Raw genomic sequence first — 15696 nt, forward strand, 5'->3', positions numbered from 1 at the left:
AACCACCCGTTAGACGGGTGGTTATGATTGGCTACATAGACGCCCAGGACGACTAAAATGCCTGCAAAAATTTGTAGCTGCGAGAAGGGTTCTCCTAAGACGACAACAGCAGCTAGAATTGAGATAATGGTCGAAATCCCAATAAAGGATGCTGTTCGGTTGACCCCGATATTTGCGATGGCAAAATTTGAAAGCAGATAGCCCAGAACACTGCATCCCAAGCCTTGATAAATGATAGTGATAGTGAATTTTGGATTGCTCACAGGGAGAAGCAAGAGCTCTTTCAAATCACCTGCTAGAAAGCCTTGGCTGAGTGCAAAGAGTCCAAATGTCAGACAACCACTGGCAAGCATAAAGTAGGTAATCTCAAGGCTACTGAATTGACTGGCTCTTTCGACATCAACGCAATAGAGGGCGTAGGAGACAACTGCTAGACCTAGAATCAAGTAGCCCACAAGGGAGAAGTGGGTAGAACCGCCAGCAGCAAAGACAGCTATGATGATACCGATGAGGGTTGTGATGACACCGACCACCTGCCAACGGCTGGGCCATTCTTTTAAAATAAGGCTAGACATGATAAGGGCAACGACTGGGATGCAGGCAAGAAAGGCTCCACTTTCAGAAGCCGTCGTCATACGAATGCCAATGGTTTCACAGATAAAATAGATTATCGGATTGAGGATGGCAATACGTGTCAGGGGTTTAAGATTTCTACCGTTCATGTTTATCCGACGTCGACTGATGAGAAAATAGAGGTTGATAAAAAGGAAGGCTGTGACAAAGCGCCAAGAGATTAAAGCCAGGTCACTGACCTGTGCTGTAATAGATTTAGTAAAGATAAAACTGAGACCAAAGAGAATTTCACAAGTCGCTGCAGCCAGACATCCCAAGATGATTTTATTTTTCATTGTCTCACCTCCTGAATTTGGATTTCCACGCCTATTATAGCACTTTCAGGAAGCGTTTACATCAATCTAAATCTAAAAAATAGACTAGCAGAAGAGCTAGCCTTTTTTATCTTATTTAGTTACCAATTGAGACAGTTCCGTCTGATCCAACTTTGACATTTGTACCGTCTTGGCTATTAACTTCGACTGAGCCGTCTTGACCAACTGTTGCGCTGTTACCTTCGCTATCGTTGGCTTCGACAGTATTATTGCCGTTTGTTTTTGCTGAGTTACCGTTTCCGTCGCTGACCTCAGTTGATCCGTCTTTGTTGACTTTTACTGAAGCACTTGAATCAGTTGAAGAAGATTCTTTGGTCACCTTGCTTGATGATGTTGTTGAAGATGACGAGTCAGTTTTGTCTTTAGAGTTGCCACATGCTGCTAAGGTCAACAAGGCAAGAACTGAGACAGAGGCTAAAGTTAATTTAGAAAATGTTTTCATAATAGTCTCCCTTTTTCCTTAGTAAATTCATTTTAAATGAAAAAATGAAATTTTAAAAGCGCTTCCAGTTATTTTTAATCAACTGTAATCCCTCGGTAATATCCGTGTTGTACAAGGCTAATCTATTGGAAAATAAGAGCTACAAGCCTTTACGCTTTTTCTTCTTTTGATAGATATTTCAAAGCGTTCAGCTCGGTACTTAGGCCTCTCTTTGTTATAATAATAAAAAATAGATTGAGGTGACATGATGTATCAAACAACAATTAAAGGTGACAAACGTTTCCATTCGCTTTCAGAGGGTTACGGAGCACCTGTAGAACTTTTTGGCTATACGGAAGATGGGGAAACACCGATGAGCTTGGTGAATATTGCCTTGGCTTCCTGTGTGACCATGTGTCTACAGAGCTATTTTGCCAAGTATCAGGGAATCGAGGAGCTTGCTATTCAGGTTGATTCCAACTATGAAGAAGGGCAGTTCACCCTTGCCATTCATTTACCTGAGGATCTGATTTTGGAAAATGAGCAAGAACTCTTGGCTTTTGTGGATAATTTTTGCCGAGTGAAGAAGCTCTTTCGTGAAGATATTCAGGTTGATATTAGCTTAGCCAAATAAGCTTACTATCCTTTATGAACTTCGTGTTATACTAGTAGATAAAGACGTGTCATTTCACTAGCTGTGGAATGAGCAACAATAGGAGGGCTTGCTATGCAAGACAAACTACATGAAATCCGAGTGTTTGAGAATTTTCAAGAAGAACTATTTGAAACGGGCCATGTCATCGTGACAACTATGGTAGTCGAGAAGTCCCTGAATTATTTTGGTAATGCTCACGGAGGCTATTTGTTTACGCTTTGTGATCAGGTCGCAGGGCTCGTAGCCATTTCAACAGGTGACTATGCGGTGACGCTTCAGTCTAATATCAATTATCTCAAGGCAGGGCATTTGTCTGACCAACTCAAGATTGAAGGTCTGTGTGTTCATAATGGTAAGACGACTAAGGTGGTGGAAGTTGTCATTACTAATCAGGAAGAGAAAATCCTTACAAGGGCTACATTTACCATGTATGTGACAGGCTCGGTCGAGGAATAGAAAAGGAGCGTTTATGTCAGATTTTCAAACCATGGATGACTTTGCGGTCTTTGTTAATGACTACCTGACACCAGACCAATTGAGCGTTCAAGCCTATTCTTATGCGTCAGACCAGCAGGAGCTCTCTCTTCTTGTGACCATTGATGATTATGAGATGATGTGTCGTTGGCATGCTGTCTGGACTTTTTCAGGGTTACACCAGGCCTTCTTTCAGTCTGTAATGGACTTGGATAACAGCTTTTCTATTGATAGTGATAGCTTGGCTATGAAAGTGCGTTTAAGAGATCAAGAGCTCTTGTTTCAAGCAAAGGGGCTTGAGATGGTGGTTGTCGATTTGCCTGAGCCCCTTTTTCGTTTAGCTGATGTGTCTTTTAACGAAGGAGGAAAGCACTTTACCTACCTTTGTGAAGACCAAAGTGTTACAGCAGAAGATTGGGTTTTGGTTCCTATAGGTTCTGGTAATGCTGAAAAAGAAGCATTTGTAGAAAGGATTTCCTATGTCCTAGCGGATGAGGTTCCAGTTGAACTGACAAAACTGAAAAAGGTGATTCAAAAGCTAGATTTAGTAACCGTTCGTTATGATGTGAAGGTTGTTCAAAAGGGATTTTTGAGTTTTTCAGGGATGGCTTTTGAGGGCGAGGAACTAGGTAAGCCAACAGACTTCCTTTGGGTACCCTTTTTGGCAGAACAAGATGATTTGGCTGTTCCTACCTATGGTATTCGGATCAATGATGGCAGTCGCAAGACTTATGTAACGGCCTTGGCTGGTGAGGATGATAGTATGGAAATGATTGCTCTTGCACCAGCTACTTATGCGGTTTTTACACTTAGAGGGCCTGCAACCGCAGCTGTTTGGGAGAGTTTTCATTATGCTAAGAAACATTTTGAAATGATTAATCAGCCAACTGTAGAGGTTTATCCACCAGGGAATCGTCAGGCTGAAGATTATGAAATGGAAGTTTGGATTCCAATAAAGGAGGAAGTATAGATGCGTCTGGATAAGTTTTTGGTTGATTGTGGTGTTGGTAGTCGCAGTCAAGTCAAGACCTTTCTCAAAAAGAAGCAAGTGACCGTAAATGGTCAGGTGGAGACATCACCTAAGACTCAGATTGATGAGAATCAAGACCAGATTGCTTTTCAAGGTCAAGCATTAACACACGAGACCTTTGTTTACTATCTTTTAAATAAGCCTCAGGGTGTCATTTCAGCGACGGAGGATGCTCGTCACAAGACAGTGCTTGATTTACTGGATGATACAGCCAGACATAAGCAGGTCTTTCCTGTTGGACGTTTGGATATTGATACTCACGGTCTCTTGCTTTTGACCAATAATGGCGATTTAGCTCACGCTATGCTGTCTCCAAAGAAACATGTTGATAAGATTTATCAGGCTAAGGTTGATGGAATCATGGATCAGGAGGATATTCTGGCTTTTGAAAAAGGAATTGAACTCAAAGATCACACTTGCCAACCAGCTAAACTAGAGATTATTTCAGTAGATAGGGCTACTGGGACTAGCCTGGTTCAGATTACCATTGCTGAAGGGAAATTTCATCAGGTTAAGCGTATGGTGGCAGCTTGTGGTAAGGAAGTGACAGAGTTACAACGTCTAAGTATGGGGCCTTTAAGCCTGCCCAGTGATTTAGAGGTCGGTGCTTGGCGACGTTTGACCGAGGAGGAGTTGGAAGCTTTAACGGTTTTTGGAATTCCTTTGGCTTAAGCTAGTCTAAGAGTTGCGAAATAGGCAGATTTTTGTTACTATTATTGTGAAATAATAGAAGAAAAAACGAGGTAAATTCAAGTGGCATTTGGAGATAACGGACCACGTAAGAAATCATTTTTTGAACGTCTAACAGTATTGGTCGTTTTGATTATGCTATTAGTAACAGTTGGGGCATTGATTTTCCAAGCAGTCGCAGCTGTCCTTTAAGACGCTATCAAGCGTTTTTTTGTGTATGTCGGAAATTCTTTCGTTTGTGATTGAATTTGTACATGGCATACAAATCAGAAAGAGAGAAATATAGATGAGTATGTTTTTAGATACAGCCAAGATTAGTGTCAAAGCTGGTCGTGGTGGAGACGGGATGGTTGCCTTCCGTCGTGAGAAATATGTACCCAATGGCGGTCCTTGGGGCGGTGACGGTGGTAAGGGTGGCTCAGTCATTTTCAAGGTTGACGAAGGCTTGCGTACCCTTATGGATTTCCGTTATAATCGTAAATTCAAGGCTAAGAATGGCGAAAAAGGGATGACCAAGGGAATGCACGGACGAGGTGCTGAAGACCTCATCGTTAGCATCCCACCTGGTACGACAGTTCGTGATGCTGAGACCGGTAAGGTCATTACTGATATGGTTGAGGATGGCCAAGAGTTTGTCATTGCTCACGGTGGACGTGGTGGACGTGGAAATATCCGTTTTGCGACACCTCGTAACCCTGCTCCTGAAATCGCTGAAAATGGTGAACCAGGTGAAGAGCGTGAACTTCAATTGGAATTGAAGATTTTGGCGGATGTTGGTTTGGTTGGTTTCCCATCTGTTGGTAAATCAACAATCCTCAGTGTGGTAACCGCAGCAAAACCAAAGATTGGTGCCTATCACTTTACGACAATTGTTCCTAACTTGGGGATGGTTCGTACGAAGTCAGGTGAGAGCTTTGCCATGGCTGACCTTCCAGGATTGATTGAGGGGGCTAGCCAGGGTGTTGGTTTGGGAACACAGTTCCTTCGCCATATTGAGCGTACACGTGTTATCCTTCATGTGATTGATATGTCAGCGAGTGAAGGGCGTGATCCTTACGAGGATTATCTTCAAATTAACAAAGAGTTGGAAACTTACAACCTTCGCTTGATGGAACGTCCACAAATTATTGTGGCTAATAAGATGGACATGCCTGGGGCTGAGGAAAACTTGAAAGAGTTTAAAGAAAAATTGGCTGCTAACTATGATGAATTTGATGAGTTGCCACAAATTTTCCCAATTTCAAGTTTGGCTCACCAAGGTTTGGAAAATCTCTTGGAAGCTACTGCAGAGTTACTTGATGAGACTGATGAATTCTTGCTTTATAGCGAAGACGATATGGAACAAGAAGAAGTGTACTACGGCTTTAACGAGGATGAACGTCCATTTGAAATTAGCCGTGATGACGATGCCTCATGGGTACTTTCTGGTGAGAAACTTGAAAAACTCTTTGTCATGACTAACATGGAACGTGACGAATCTATCATGAAATTTGCACGTCAATTGCGTGGTATGGGAGTTGATGAAGCGCTTCGTGAACGTGGTGCTAAGGATGGCGACATCGTTCGTATCGGTAACTTCGAGTTTGAGTTTGTTGATTGACGTTGAAAGACTCTCTAAGTGCTGAAGCACAAGATAGTCTACGGCAGCCGCTATGGCGGACTACCTATCAACCTCACTAACTGTGTGAAGTTGGTGAATATAAAAATATTGAAATAAGAGGTTTACAATGGGAGATAAACCGATATCCTTCAGGGATAAAGATGGAAATTTTGTTTCTGCGGCCGATGTTTGGAATCCAAAGAAACTTGAAGAACTCTTTACGCGCTTAAATCCTAACCGAAAACTCCGTCTTGAGCGTGAGCGCTTGGCAAGGGAAGAAGCAGCAAAACACCCTGAACTAAATGAAGAAACAGAGCAAGTCTAGCACTTGCTCTGTTTTTCTTATCCAAAATGGTAATCAAAAACAGCTACTCTAGCAAGAGTAACTGTTTTGATAATTAGGCGTTTAGAACCTTGTCCAAGAATTCTTTCAAACGTGGGTGTTGTGGGTTATCAAAGATTTGATCTGGAGTACCATCTTCGAGGAACTCACCGTCCGCAGTAAAGATTACTCGGTTGGCAACTTGACGAGCAAATCCCATTTCGTGAGTAACGATAATCATGGTCATACCTTGCTCTGCCAATTCTTTCATAACGTTAAGAACGTCTCCGACCATTTCAGGGTCAAGGGCAGAAGTCGGTTCGTCAAAGAGCATGATATCAGGATTCATTGCCAAACCACGGGCAATTGCCACACGTTGTTTTTGTCCACCTGATAGGCTATCTGGCATTGCATCTGCCTTGTCAGCAAGTCCCACACGATCAAGAAGATCCATAGCTAATTTATCAGCTTCTTCCTTGTTCATACGTCCGAGTTCAACAGGTGCAAATGTCACGTTTTCAAGGACTGTCATATGTGGGAAAAGGTTGAAATGTTGGAAGACCATTCCGATATTTTCACGGGCTTTGTCAAGATTTGTCTTAGAATCTGATAATTCATAGCCATCAACGACTACTTTACCAGATGTCACTGTTTCAAGTAGGTTAAGCGTACGAAGGAAGGTTGATTTACCTGAACCTGAAGGACCGATGATACATACAACGTCACCTTCGTAGAATTTGGCGTCAATGCCTTTAAGGACTTCATTGTCGCCGTATGATTTGTGCAAGTCCTGCACATCGATTTTCAATTCAGCCATTATTTAAGTCTCTTTTCTAGTCGTTTAGCCAATTTCGTCAAGCATGTGATGATGACCAAGTAAAGGATGGCCAAGATTGCATACATACGGAATGATTGGTAGTTACGAGCAATGATGATTTTACCAGTTTGGAAGAGTTCAACCAAACCGATAGCTGATACGATAGTCGTATCTTTCAATGAGATAACAAATTGGTTGATGAAGTTTGGCAACATCAAGCGAACCGCCTGTGGCAAGATAACCTTACGCATTGTTGTATTGTAAGGGACACCCAAGCTTCGACTGGCTTCCATCTGACCAATAGGAACAGCTTCGATACCACCACGTACAATTTCGGCAATGTAAGCACCACCGTTAAGTGAGAGGGCAATTGTCGCTGCCACAAAGTCATTGATTGGTGATTGGTGACCAGTGATATTTTCAATCAAGTTAGGAATACCCCAGTAGATGAAGGCTGCAACAATCATCAATGGGATACCACGAACCACGTCAACAAAGACTTGAGAAATCACGCGGAGTGTCTTGTTTGGTGCAACTGCCATCATACCGAAGATAACACCGATAATCATGGCAATAGCAAATGAAAGAAGGGTCAATCCAAGGGTAATTCCAAGACCTTGGAGAAGTTGTTTGTAGTTGTTTTTAATCAAGCCTACGATGGTTGTTTCATCGGTAGCTTTTTTTGAGCTTCCTTCTTTTGATTTGTTGCTATCAAGGTATTTATTGATAATCTTATCGTAAGTACCATCTTTAACGATAGCAGCCAAACCATTGTTGAACATCTCAATCAACTCAGGGTTAGTGCCTTTTTTAACAGCAAATCCGACTTCACCAGTAGCAATACCTTCAATTGGTGTTGTAAAGTTACGTCCTTGTTGGATAGCGTATAGAAGAACGGCTTCATCATCCATAAGAGCATCGATTGAACCAGAGTTCAAGCTGTCATACATAGTAGAAGCTTCATCGTAAGCACGAACAGTAAAGCCATATTCACCAGCGTGGTCTTCCAACCATGAGTAAGATGACGTACCGTTTTTAGCTCCTACAGTCTTACCTTTAAGATCCTTGTAAGATTTAACCTTACTTCCTTTAGCTACAGCCAAACGAATGTTTGATGTGTAGTAAGGATCAGAAAAGTCAAAGATTTGTTTACGAGCATCAGTGATGGTCATACCAGCCAATACGGCATCAGCTTGGCTAGATTGTACAGCATTAAGTGATGCATCGAAACCAGGGTTTGTCAATTTGACATTGAAGCCTTGGTTTTTAGCAATAGCATTGATGATATCAACATCGATACCTACATATTTACCTGAACCATTTTGGTATTCGAATGGAGCAAAAGATGAGTCCATTGAGATAGTGTAGGTTTCCTTAGCAGGAGTGGCTTTTGCATTAGCATCACCAGTCAATTTAAGATCTGCTGAAGGTTTTGATGAAGAAGATTTTTCTGAGTCACCCAACCATTTGTTCATGATTTTGTCGTAGGTGCCGTCTTTCTTCATTTCCTTAAGAGCTTCGTTGAAGTCTTTGATAAGATTTTCGTGTTTTCCGCCTTTTTTAACAGCGAAAGCGAAGCTACCGATAGATTCAGGCTTAATGTTGATAGCATAGTCTTTTCCTTGACCAATAGCGTATTTAACAACTGGTGTGTCGTCCATAGCTGCGTCAACAGAACCAGAATCCAAGCTATTGTTCATCAAGTCGCTAGTGTCAAAAGTTTTAACTGTAAAACCATATTTGCTAGCGTTTTTATCAAGCCAAGTTTGAGCAGCGGTACCGTTTTTAACACCGACTGTTTTACCCTTCAATTGTTTGTAGTCGCTGACTTTGTCGCTGCTACGTGTATAGATAACAATTGAAGTGTCGTAATAAGTGTCTGAGAAAGTGAAGACCTTCTTACGTGCATCGGTAACAGTAGTACCGGCCATTAGGGCGTCTGCTTGGCCTGATTGAACAGCGTTAACAGCTGCATCGAAACCAGGGAAGGTTTGGTTAACATCCCAATTTTTACGTTTGGCAACTTCGTTGATGATATCAACGTCGATACCTTTGTAGGTCTGATCAGAATCTTTGAATTCAAATGGGGCATAGGCTGTGTCTGAAACGACTGAAATTGTTTCAGCAGATACCTTAACTCCGAAAACAAAGAAAACTGACATGGCACTCAAGAAGAGTGTCAGAAGTTTTTTCTTCATTATAAAAAGTCTCCTTTATAAAATACCTTCCTATTCTATCAAAAAAAGGTCTTGTTATCAAACTTCTTGAAGTTTGATGTTAGGAAATGTAACAAGGTTCGTTAGCTATGAGAGCTATCTGAGAAGAAGTTGACAAGCTTGTGTCAATTAGTTACACTGTAATCGAATACATGTAAGATTTGTTACAGGAGCTGAAAAATGAAGAAACGTATGCTTGAGAAATATACTAGCCGATATGATAAAGTTCCAAGTTGGCTGATGATTATGCTGTCCTGTTTTATTGCCTTGGGTTATTTCCTTATAAGTGGATTTCTATCAGGGATTGTTGTGGGAATTCCAATGGCTATTGTTCTTTCGTTCTTAGTATTAAATGGCAACATTCAGTTCCAGGATATACATTCGATTTACTATAAAATATTTTCAACCTTGTATTTTCAGTTGGGAGCCTTTGCCTTTACTGCCTTAGCTATCTTTTTCTGGGTTAAAGTTGTTGAAAAACGTCCCATTCGTACACTGGGATTCTTCAAGGGTCATATTTGGTTGAACCTGCTTAAGGGCTGGGGATTGGGAACCCTGCTCTTGTTAGTTAGTTTCCTTGGGACTTATTTACTTGGAGGGTTAGAATTTGTAAAAGTAGACTTTTCTCAGAGAACCCTCTTATACATACTATCCCTAATCCCTTTCTGGTTTATCCAAGGTGGAACCGAGGAACTGGTGACACGTGGATGGTTACTTCAGACGGTGACTAATAAATTGAACCTTTCCTGGGGAATTGCTATTTCAAGTTCTTTCTTTTCAATATTACACCTAGGAAACCAGGGTGTTACCGCCTTGTCTCTAATCAGTATTGTTCTAGTAGGAGTTCTTTTGGCTCTTTACATGCTCAAGACAGATAATATCTGGGGTGTCGCTGCCCTTCACGGTGCTTGGAACTTTGCGCAAGGGAATATAGTTGGCGTGGCAGTTAGTGGGCAGAATGCAGGCGGTAGCTTATTGCACTTTCAGGCCAGGTCAGGCGTGCCTGATTGGTTATCAGGTGGAGCCTTTGGTCTGGAAGGGAATATCGTTACCTGTCTCGTTCTCTTGGTAGGGATTATTATCCTTCGTCTACAATTGAAAAAAGAAAACTTTTAAGGCTGAGTTCAAAGACTCGGTCTTTTTACTTCTGTGTTAAAATAGAAGAAAGTTTGGAAAAGGGGAAGAGATGAGAGTTAGACTTGAGCGAGGTATGATTTGTGTCCAAATTGTCTATGGACTTATATTTCTTGTCGCTTCCACCGGTCTATTCTGCTGGTTTCTTTTAGATGATTATCGTTTTGGGAACTTTGTAGATAACTGTGTTGCCTTCTTCATTTTACTAATATTTCTTCATGCTCTGACTAATTTAGTTGACGGTATTGTGAGACTTAAAGGTCATAAAAAAATTTTGGAAATTAACAATGATACCTTTATTTATTATGGAAGGTTATGTGGACGGGTCACCTTTGAGATTCCGCTGTCTGAGATTGACTTGGTTATGAAGGACTGGTCAACGCCAATGGATGATGCCAAGCACTCATCAACTATATACTATATCCTAAAACGTATCGATGATTTCGGAAATATAAGGTCTTGGGAAAGGAAGAGGTATAGAGTTTTATACATTTTTTTCAAAGATAGTAAAACGGCCTTGAAATATGATAAAAAACTCGGTTATCAGACACGAAGAAAGCGCAAATACGTTGCTGAGACACGAATGATTCACATTCCTATCGCAGAAGGAGAATTTTTCTCCGACCAAGAGATGAATGATTACATAAATGAAAGGAAAAACCATGATAGATAGAAAAGAAGACAACCAATTTCATTTGGTTTCTAAATATGAACCTTCTGGGGACCAACCTCAGGCCATCGAAACCTTGGTTGATAATATCGAAGGTGGGGAGAAGGCTCAAATCCTAAAGGGAGCGACAGGGACAGGTAAGACCTATACCATGAGTCAGGTCATCCAGCGCGTGAATAAACCAACCTTGGTTATTGCCCACAATAAAACTTTGGCAGGTCAGCTTTACGGAGAATTCAAGGAGTTTTTCCCAGACAATGCTGTGGAATACTTCGTTTCCTACTACGATTTCTATCAGCCAGAGGCTTATGTACCATCATCAGATACCTATATCGAAAAAGATAGCTCTGTAAACGATGAAATTGATAAGCTACGACACTCAGCAACGTCGGCCCTCCTTGAGCGTAATGATGTTATCGTTGTGGCTTCTGTTTCTTGTATTTACGGTTTGGGTTCGCCCAAAGAATATGCTGATTCGGCAGTCAGCCTTCGACCAGGCCAAGAGATTTCTCGAGACAAGCTGCTAAATGACCTAGTTGATATCCAGTTTGAGCGAAACGATATTGATTTCCAACGTGGGAAATTCCGTGTGCGTGGCGATGTGGTCGAAATTTTTCCTGCCAGCCGTGATGAGCACGCCTTTCGTGTCGAATTTTTCGGTGATGAGATTGACCGCATCTGTGAGATTGAGAGTTTGACAGGACGCAATCTCGGTGAAGTCGAGCACCTTGTTCTTTTCCCGGCGACTCACTTTATGACTAATGAAGAGCATATGGAAGAGGCCATCAAGAATATTATGGAAGAGATGGAAGCTCAAGTTAAACAATTTGAAGCTGAGGGTAAGCTCATCGAGGCTCAACGTATCCGACAAAGGACAGAATACGATGTTGAAATGCTTCGTGAGATGGGCTACACAAATGGTGTTGAAAACTACTCACGACACATGGATGGGCGAAAAGAGGGCGAGCCACCGTTCACCTTGCTTGATTTCTTCCCAGAAGATTTCCTCATCATGATTGATGAAAGTCACATGACAATGGGTCAGATTAAGGGAATGTATAACGGGGACCAAGCTCGTAAGAAGATGTTGGTTGATTACGGTTTCCGTTTGCCATCGGCGCTTGATAACCGTCCACTTCGACGTGAAGAATTCGAGAGTCATGTGCATCAGATTGTCTATGTGTCTGCTACCCCAGGCGACTATGAGATGGAACAGACCGAGACTGTGGTTGAGCAAATCATCCGTCCGACAGGGCTTCTTGATCCAGAAGTCGAAGTTCGTCCAACTATGGGTCAAATGGATGACCTCCTTGGTGAAATTAATGCCCGTACTGAAAAAGGCGAGCGTGTCTTTGTAACAACATTGACTAAGAAGATGGCTGAAGACTTGACTGACTATCTTAAGGAAATGGGTGTCAAGGTCAAATACATGCACTCTGACATTAAGACTCTAGAGCGTACTGAGATTATCCGTGACTTACGTTTGGGTGTCTTTGATGTTCTTATCGGTATTAACCTTCTCCGTGAGGGGATTGACGTTCCTGAAGTTAGTCTGGTTGCTATTTTGGATGCTGATAAGGAAGGCTTCCTTCGTAATGAACGTGGACTTATCCAAACAATCGGACGTGCTGCCCGAAATAGTGAGGGGCACGTTATCATGTATGCGGATAAGATTACAGAGTCTATGCAGAAGGCCATGGATGAAACTGCTCGTCGTCGTGAAATCCAGATGGCCTATAATAAGGAGCATGGCATTGTTCCACAAACGATTAAGAAAGAAATTCGTGACCTTATTTCTATTACCAAGGCTAATGAAGCAGAAGTGGCAGAGGATACTGTGGATTACAGTGCCATGAACAAGAAAGAACGTCAAGAAGCCATCAAGAAACTCCAAAAACAAATGCATGAAGCAGCAGAACTGCTTGACTTTGAATTGGCTGCACAAATCCGTGACATGGTGTTAGAACTGAAGAGTATGGATTAGAAATACTGAGCCTTGGGTTAACACTTTAACAAGATGGGCCAGAGAAAAATTGCGGCTTTTATTGGTTTAAATTTTAACCTTATTGTATTTCTGTTGCATGCTATGGTAGGTATAAGTGATATGAATGAAGATAATCCGCAAATTATTTTTGAGCCCATGTGGACGATAAAAAGAGAACTTGTTTGGATACCAATGTTTGGTTATATATTGTTTATGGTTTTCTATGCTGCTCTTTATCTTTATTTACGACAAAATAATTGATTGTCATGGTATTATTTGACTACTTACTAGAAAGGACTATCTATGTCACGTTCACAAGCTACTATTCTGACCAACATGTGTCTTATCGAAGATGACCATGGAAATATTGTCATGCAAATTCGCGATCCCAAGCGTTATTCCTGGTCGGGGGCTGCCTTGCCTGGTGGTCATATTGAAGCACACGAGGGGCTAGTGGAGTCAGTTATTCGTGAGGTCAAGGAAGAAACTGGATTGACCATTAAAAATCCTAAATTGGTTGGTATGAAGCATTGGTACACGACAGATGACGAGCGTTATCTTGTTTTCCTCTATAGAACTTCAGACTTTGAAGGTGACATTCATTCGACAGAAGAGGGAGAAGTCCGTTGGGTTGCCAGGGAAGATGTGCCTAAGATGGAGCTGGCCTATGACATGCTCAACCTCTTGCGCGTGTTTGAAGAGGATCAACTCTCTGAACTTTTCTATCGTGAGCGTCTTGAAAATGACTTTATCCGAGAATTTTGGTAAGAATATGAACTATTTATTCAAATGAATGAATAGTTTTTTTGTCTTTAAAATCAGATAAAAGAGCTTTAAATAAGTGATTTTCAGATTTTGTAATGATGATGAAATTAATAAAAATAAAAATTATAATCTATAAAAGTTCATTTTTTCATTGACAAATGCATAATAATACATTATTATACTTACATAAGTTAATAAATATAGAAAAGAGATTGATTATGAAAACATGGAAAAAATTTTTGTTAGGATTTGCAGGGATCTTTGCTTTGACGACTTTAGCAGCTTGTTCTTCGTCGAAGGACACTTTGGAAAAGGTACAAGATAAAGGAACTTTGACAGTTGCTCTTAATCCTCACTTTGCTCCTTTTGAATTCAAGACAATCCAAAATGGTAAGGATACGATTGTTGGGGCAGATGTCGAAATTGCTAAGGCTATTGCAGATGAGCTTGGTGTAAAAGTCAAATTCTCTGAAATGTCTTTTGATAATGTCTTAGCCAATGTTCAATCTGGCAAGGCAGACATCGCCATTTCAGGAATTTCAGCCACTGAAGAACGTCAGAAAATCTTTGATTTCTCAGACACCTACTATGAGTCTGAAACGGTTCTTGTTGTCAAAAAAGATGCAACAGGAACTTACAAACAAACCGGCGATTTTGCTAAAAAATCTGTAGCCGTTCAAAAAGGTTCTATTCAAGAAAATATCGCCAAAGCCAACTTGTCAGATGCTAATGTGGTATCCTTGGCACAACCTGGTGAAGCTATCAACGAATTGAAATCTGGTCAAGTTGAAGGAGTAGTTCTTGAAAAAGCCATTGCACAAGGTTATGTAGATCAAAATAGTGATCTAGCTGTGTCAGACATTACGCTCAAGTCAGATTCAAAAGATGCCTATGCCGTCGCAATGCCTAAAGGAAGCGATAAGCTAAAAGCAAAGGTTAATAAGGTTATCGCTAAACTCAAAAAAGAAGGTAAGATTGACAGCTATGTTAAAGATGCCTATGCTCTCTCTCTTAAGAGTTCTACTAAATAAGGGGTTATTATATGAAGAAATTTTGGTTTATCCTTACAGCTCTAGTCGCTACCTGCTTTCTAGTTGCTTGTAGCGGAAGTCAGGGAGTAAGTCCCAAAACGATTAAGGAAAAGAAGAAAATTGTCGTGGCAACAGAATCTGAATTTGCGCCTTTTGAGTTCAAATCGTTGGTTAACGGCAAAGATACGCTGGTTGGAGCAGATATCGAGTTGGCCAAAGCTATCGGTGAAAAACTCGGTGTAAAAGTTGAATTTTCAGTAATGTCTTTTGATAATGTTCTTGCTAACGTGCAAAGTGGTAAAGCTGATATCGCCATTGCTGGTATTTCGGTGACAGACGAACGTAAGAAGGTTTATGATTTTTCAGACAGCTACTATACGTCAGAAAATGTAGTGATTGTCAAAAAAGACAAGGTAAATGACTACACAAGCACTGATAGTCTCGCTAAACAAACGGTCGGTACGCAAAAAGGGTCTGTCCAAGAAACCGTTGCTAAGAAACAAATCCCTAAGGCAAGTGTCGTATCACTAGCTTCAAATGGTGAAATGATTAACGAACTTAAATCAGGTCAGCTTCAAGCAGTTGTACTTGAGAAGGCCATTGCAGAAGGTTATATCGCTCAAAATGATGATTTAACCCTTGCCAACTTTAATCTCAAGTCAGATGGTACAGATGCTTATGCCGTCGCAACACGTAAGGGTTCAGATGACTTGCTTAAAGAAATCAATGCCGTCATCAAAGAGACTAAGGACTCTGGAAAATTTGACCAATGGTTGAAAGAAGCATCAACCTACAAACAAAGTAAGTAAATTTAAAACTCCCGAGCACCTGAAACATGCTCGTTTCAGGTGCTTTCATCAACAGTGAAAAGTCTCGTTTGGTCCTCGCTTTACTCACTTAGGGGGAGTCTCCAAAAATTCTTAAATCTAAAATGGGGCAA

Annotated in this window: 17 protein-coding genes; 13 read left to right on the top strand and 4 right to left on the bottom strand. The window is 41.1% G+C overall.

Annotation, left to right across the window (positions count from 1 at the left end; translation table 11 throughout):
- On the bottom strand, positions 1-908 hold a 908-nt coding region (locus HMPREF2571_RS07365; RefSeq protein WP_070847569.1), incomplete at its 3' end, for a DMT family transporter.
- 115 nt (positions 909-1023) lie between these two features.
- The gene (locus HMPREF2571_RS07370; protein ID WP_013990188.1) at positions 1024-1389 is read right to left on the bottom strand and encodes a hypothetical protein; all 366 of its coding nucleotides are present in this window, start codon (positions 1387-1389) and stop codon (positions 1024-1026) included.
- Positions 1390-1636: 247 nt separating this feature from the next.
- Here HMPREF2571_RS07370 and HMPREF2571_RS07375 point away from each other — a divergent pair, with 247 nt between their 5' ends.
- From HMPREF2571_RS07375 to HMPREF2571_RS07405, 7 genes are all read left to right on the top strand, one after another.
- Positions 1637-2002, top strand: a complete 366-nt coding sequence (locus HMPREF2571_RS07375) for an OsmC family protein (RefSeq protein ID WP_002886792.1) — start codon at positions 1637-1639, stop codon at positions 2000-2002.
- A 93-nt stretch (positions 2003-2095) separates the two neighbouring features.
- A complete protein-coding gene (locus tag HMPREF2571_RS07380; protein ID WP_002886793.1) occupies positions 2096-2479 on the top strand; it encodes a PaaI family thioesterase in 384 nt (127 codons plus the stop codon).
- A gap of 13 nt (positions 2480-2492) precedes the next feature.
- On the top strand, positions 2493-3467 hold the full coding sequence (locus HMPREF2571_RS07385) for a GyrI-like domain-containing protein (RefSeq protein WP_070847571.1): 975 nt from the start codon (positions 2493-2495) through the stop codon (positions 3465-3467).
- A complete protein-coding gene (locus tag HMPREF2571_RS07390; RefSeq protein WP_070847573.1) occupies positions 3468-4199 on the top strand; it encodes a pseudouridine synthase in 732 nt (243 codons plus the stop codon). It abuts the gene before it with no gap.
- An 81-nt stretch (positions 4200-4280) separates the two neighbouring features.
- Positions 4281-4409 carry a DUF4044 domain-containing protein gene (locus HMPREF2571_RS07395; protein ID WP_002884629.1) on the top strand — a complete coding sequence of 43 codons (129 nt, stop codon included), beginning with the start codon at positions 4281-4283 and terminating at the stop codon, positions 4407-4409.
- A 94-nt stretch (positions 4410-4503) separates the two neighbouring features.
- Positions 4504-5817 carry a GTPase ObgE gene (gene obgE / locus HMPREF2571_RS07400; protein ID WP_002884694.1) on the top strand — a complete coding sequence of 438 codons (1314 nt, stop codon included), beginning with the start codon at positions 4504-4506 and terminating at the stop codon, positions 5815-5817.
- Positions 5818-5944: 127 nt separating this feature from the next.
- Positions 5945-6142, top strand: coding sequence for a hypothetical protein (locus HMPREF2571_RS07405; RefSeq protein ID WP_002884415.1), 198 nt, complete (start codon positions 5945-5947; stop codon positions 6140-6142).
- Between the two features lie 73 nt (positions 6143-6215).
- Here the strand turns inward: HMPREF2571_RS07405 and HMPREF2571_RS07410 are convergent, their stop codons facing one another.
- Together HMPREF2571_RS07410 and HMPREF2571_RS07415 are read right to left on the bottom strand one after the other, a co-directional pair.
- A complete protein-coding gene (locus HMPREF2571_RS07410; protein WP_002886797.1) occupies positions 6216-6956 on the bottom strand; it encodes an amino acid ABC transporter ATP-binding protein in 741 nt (246 codons plus the stop codon).
- Positions 6956-9154, bottom strand: coding sequence for an ABC transporter substrate-binding protein/permease (locus tag HMPREF2571_RS07415; RefSeq protein WP_002886798.1), 2199 nt, complete (start codon positions 9152-9154; stop codon positions 6956-6958). Before HMPREF2571_RS07415 ends, HMPREF2571_RS07410 begins: the two co-directional genes overlap by 1 nt.
- Before the next feature lie 198 nt (positions 9155-9352).
- On the opposite strand from HMPREF2571_RS07415, the gene HMPREF2571_RS07420 reads away from it, so the two are divergent.
- The 6 genes from HMPREF2571_RS07420 (at position 9353) to HMPREF2571_RS07450 (ending at position 15565) form a co-directional block, all read left to right on the top strand.
- Positions 9353-10288: a CPBP family intramembrane glutamic endopeptidase gene (locus HMPREF2571_RS07420; protein WP_070847575.1), complete on the top strand. Its 936-nt coding sequence runs from the start codon at positions 9353-9355 to the stop codon at positions 10286-10288.
- 70 nt (positions 10289-10358) lie between these two features.
- Positions 10359-10979, top strand: a complete 621-nt coding sequence (locus HMPREF2571_RS07425; protein WP_070847577.1) for a hypothetical protein — start codon at positions 10359-10361, stop codon at positions 10977-10979.
- The gene (uvrB, locus tag HMPREF2571_RS07430; RefSeq protein ID WP_037598320.1) at positions 10969-12960 is read left to right on the top strand and encodes an excinuclease ABC subunit UvrB; all 1992 of its coding nucleotides are present in this window, start codon (positions 10969-10971) and stop codon (positions 12958-12960) included. The genes HMPREF2571_RS07425 and uvrB overlap by 11 nt, the downstream gene beginning before the upstream one ends.
- Before the next feature lie 303 nt (positions 12961-13263).
- A complete protein-coding gene (locus tag HMPREF2571_RS07440; protein WP_002886803.1) occupies positions 13264-13728 on the top strand; it encodes an 8-oxo-dGTP diphosphatase in 465 nt (154 codons plus the stop codon).
- 215 nt (positions 13729-13943) lie between these two features.
- Positions 13944-14756: a transporter substrate-binding domain-containing protein gene (locus HMPREF2571_RS07445; protein WP_070847580.1), complete on the top strand. Its 813-nt coding sequence runs from the start codon at positions 13944-13946 to the stop codon at positions 14754-14756.
- Between the two features lie 11 nt (positions 14757-14767).
- Positions 14768-15565: a transporter substrate-binding domain-containing protein gene (locus HMPREF2571_RS07450; RefSeq protein ID WP_002884336.1), complete on the top strand. Its 798-nt coding sequence runs from the start codon at positions 14768-14770 to the stop codon at positions 15563-15565.
- Positions 15566-15696: the final 131 nt, after the last annotated feature.

The sequence above is a fragment of the Streptococcus sp. HMSC068F04 genome, from assembly GCF_001837455.1.
GTDB lineage: Bacteria > Bacillota > Bacilli > Lactobacillales > Streptococcaceae > Streptococcus > Streptococcus salivarius_D.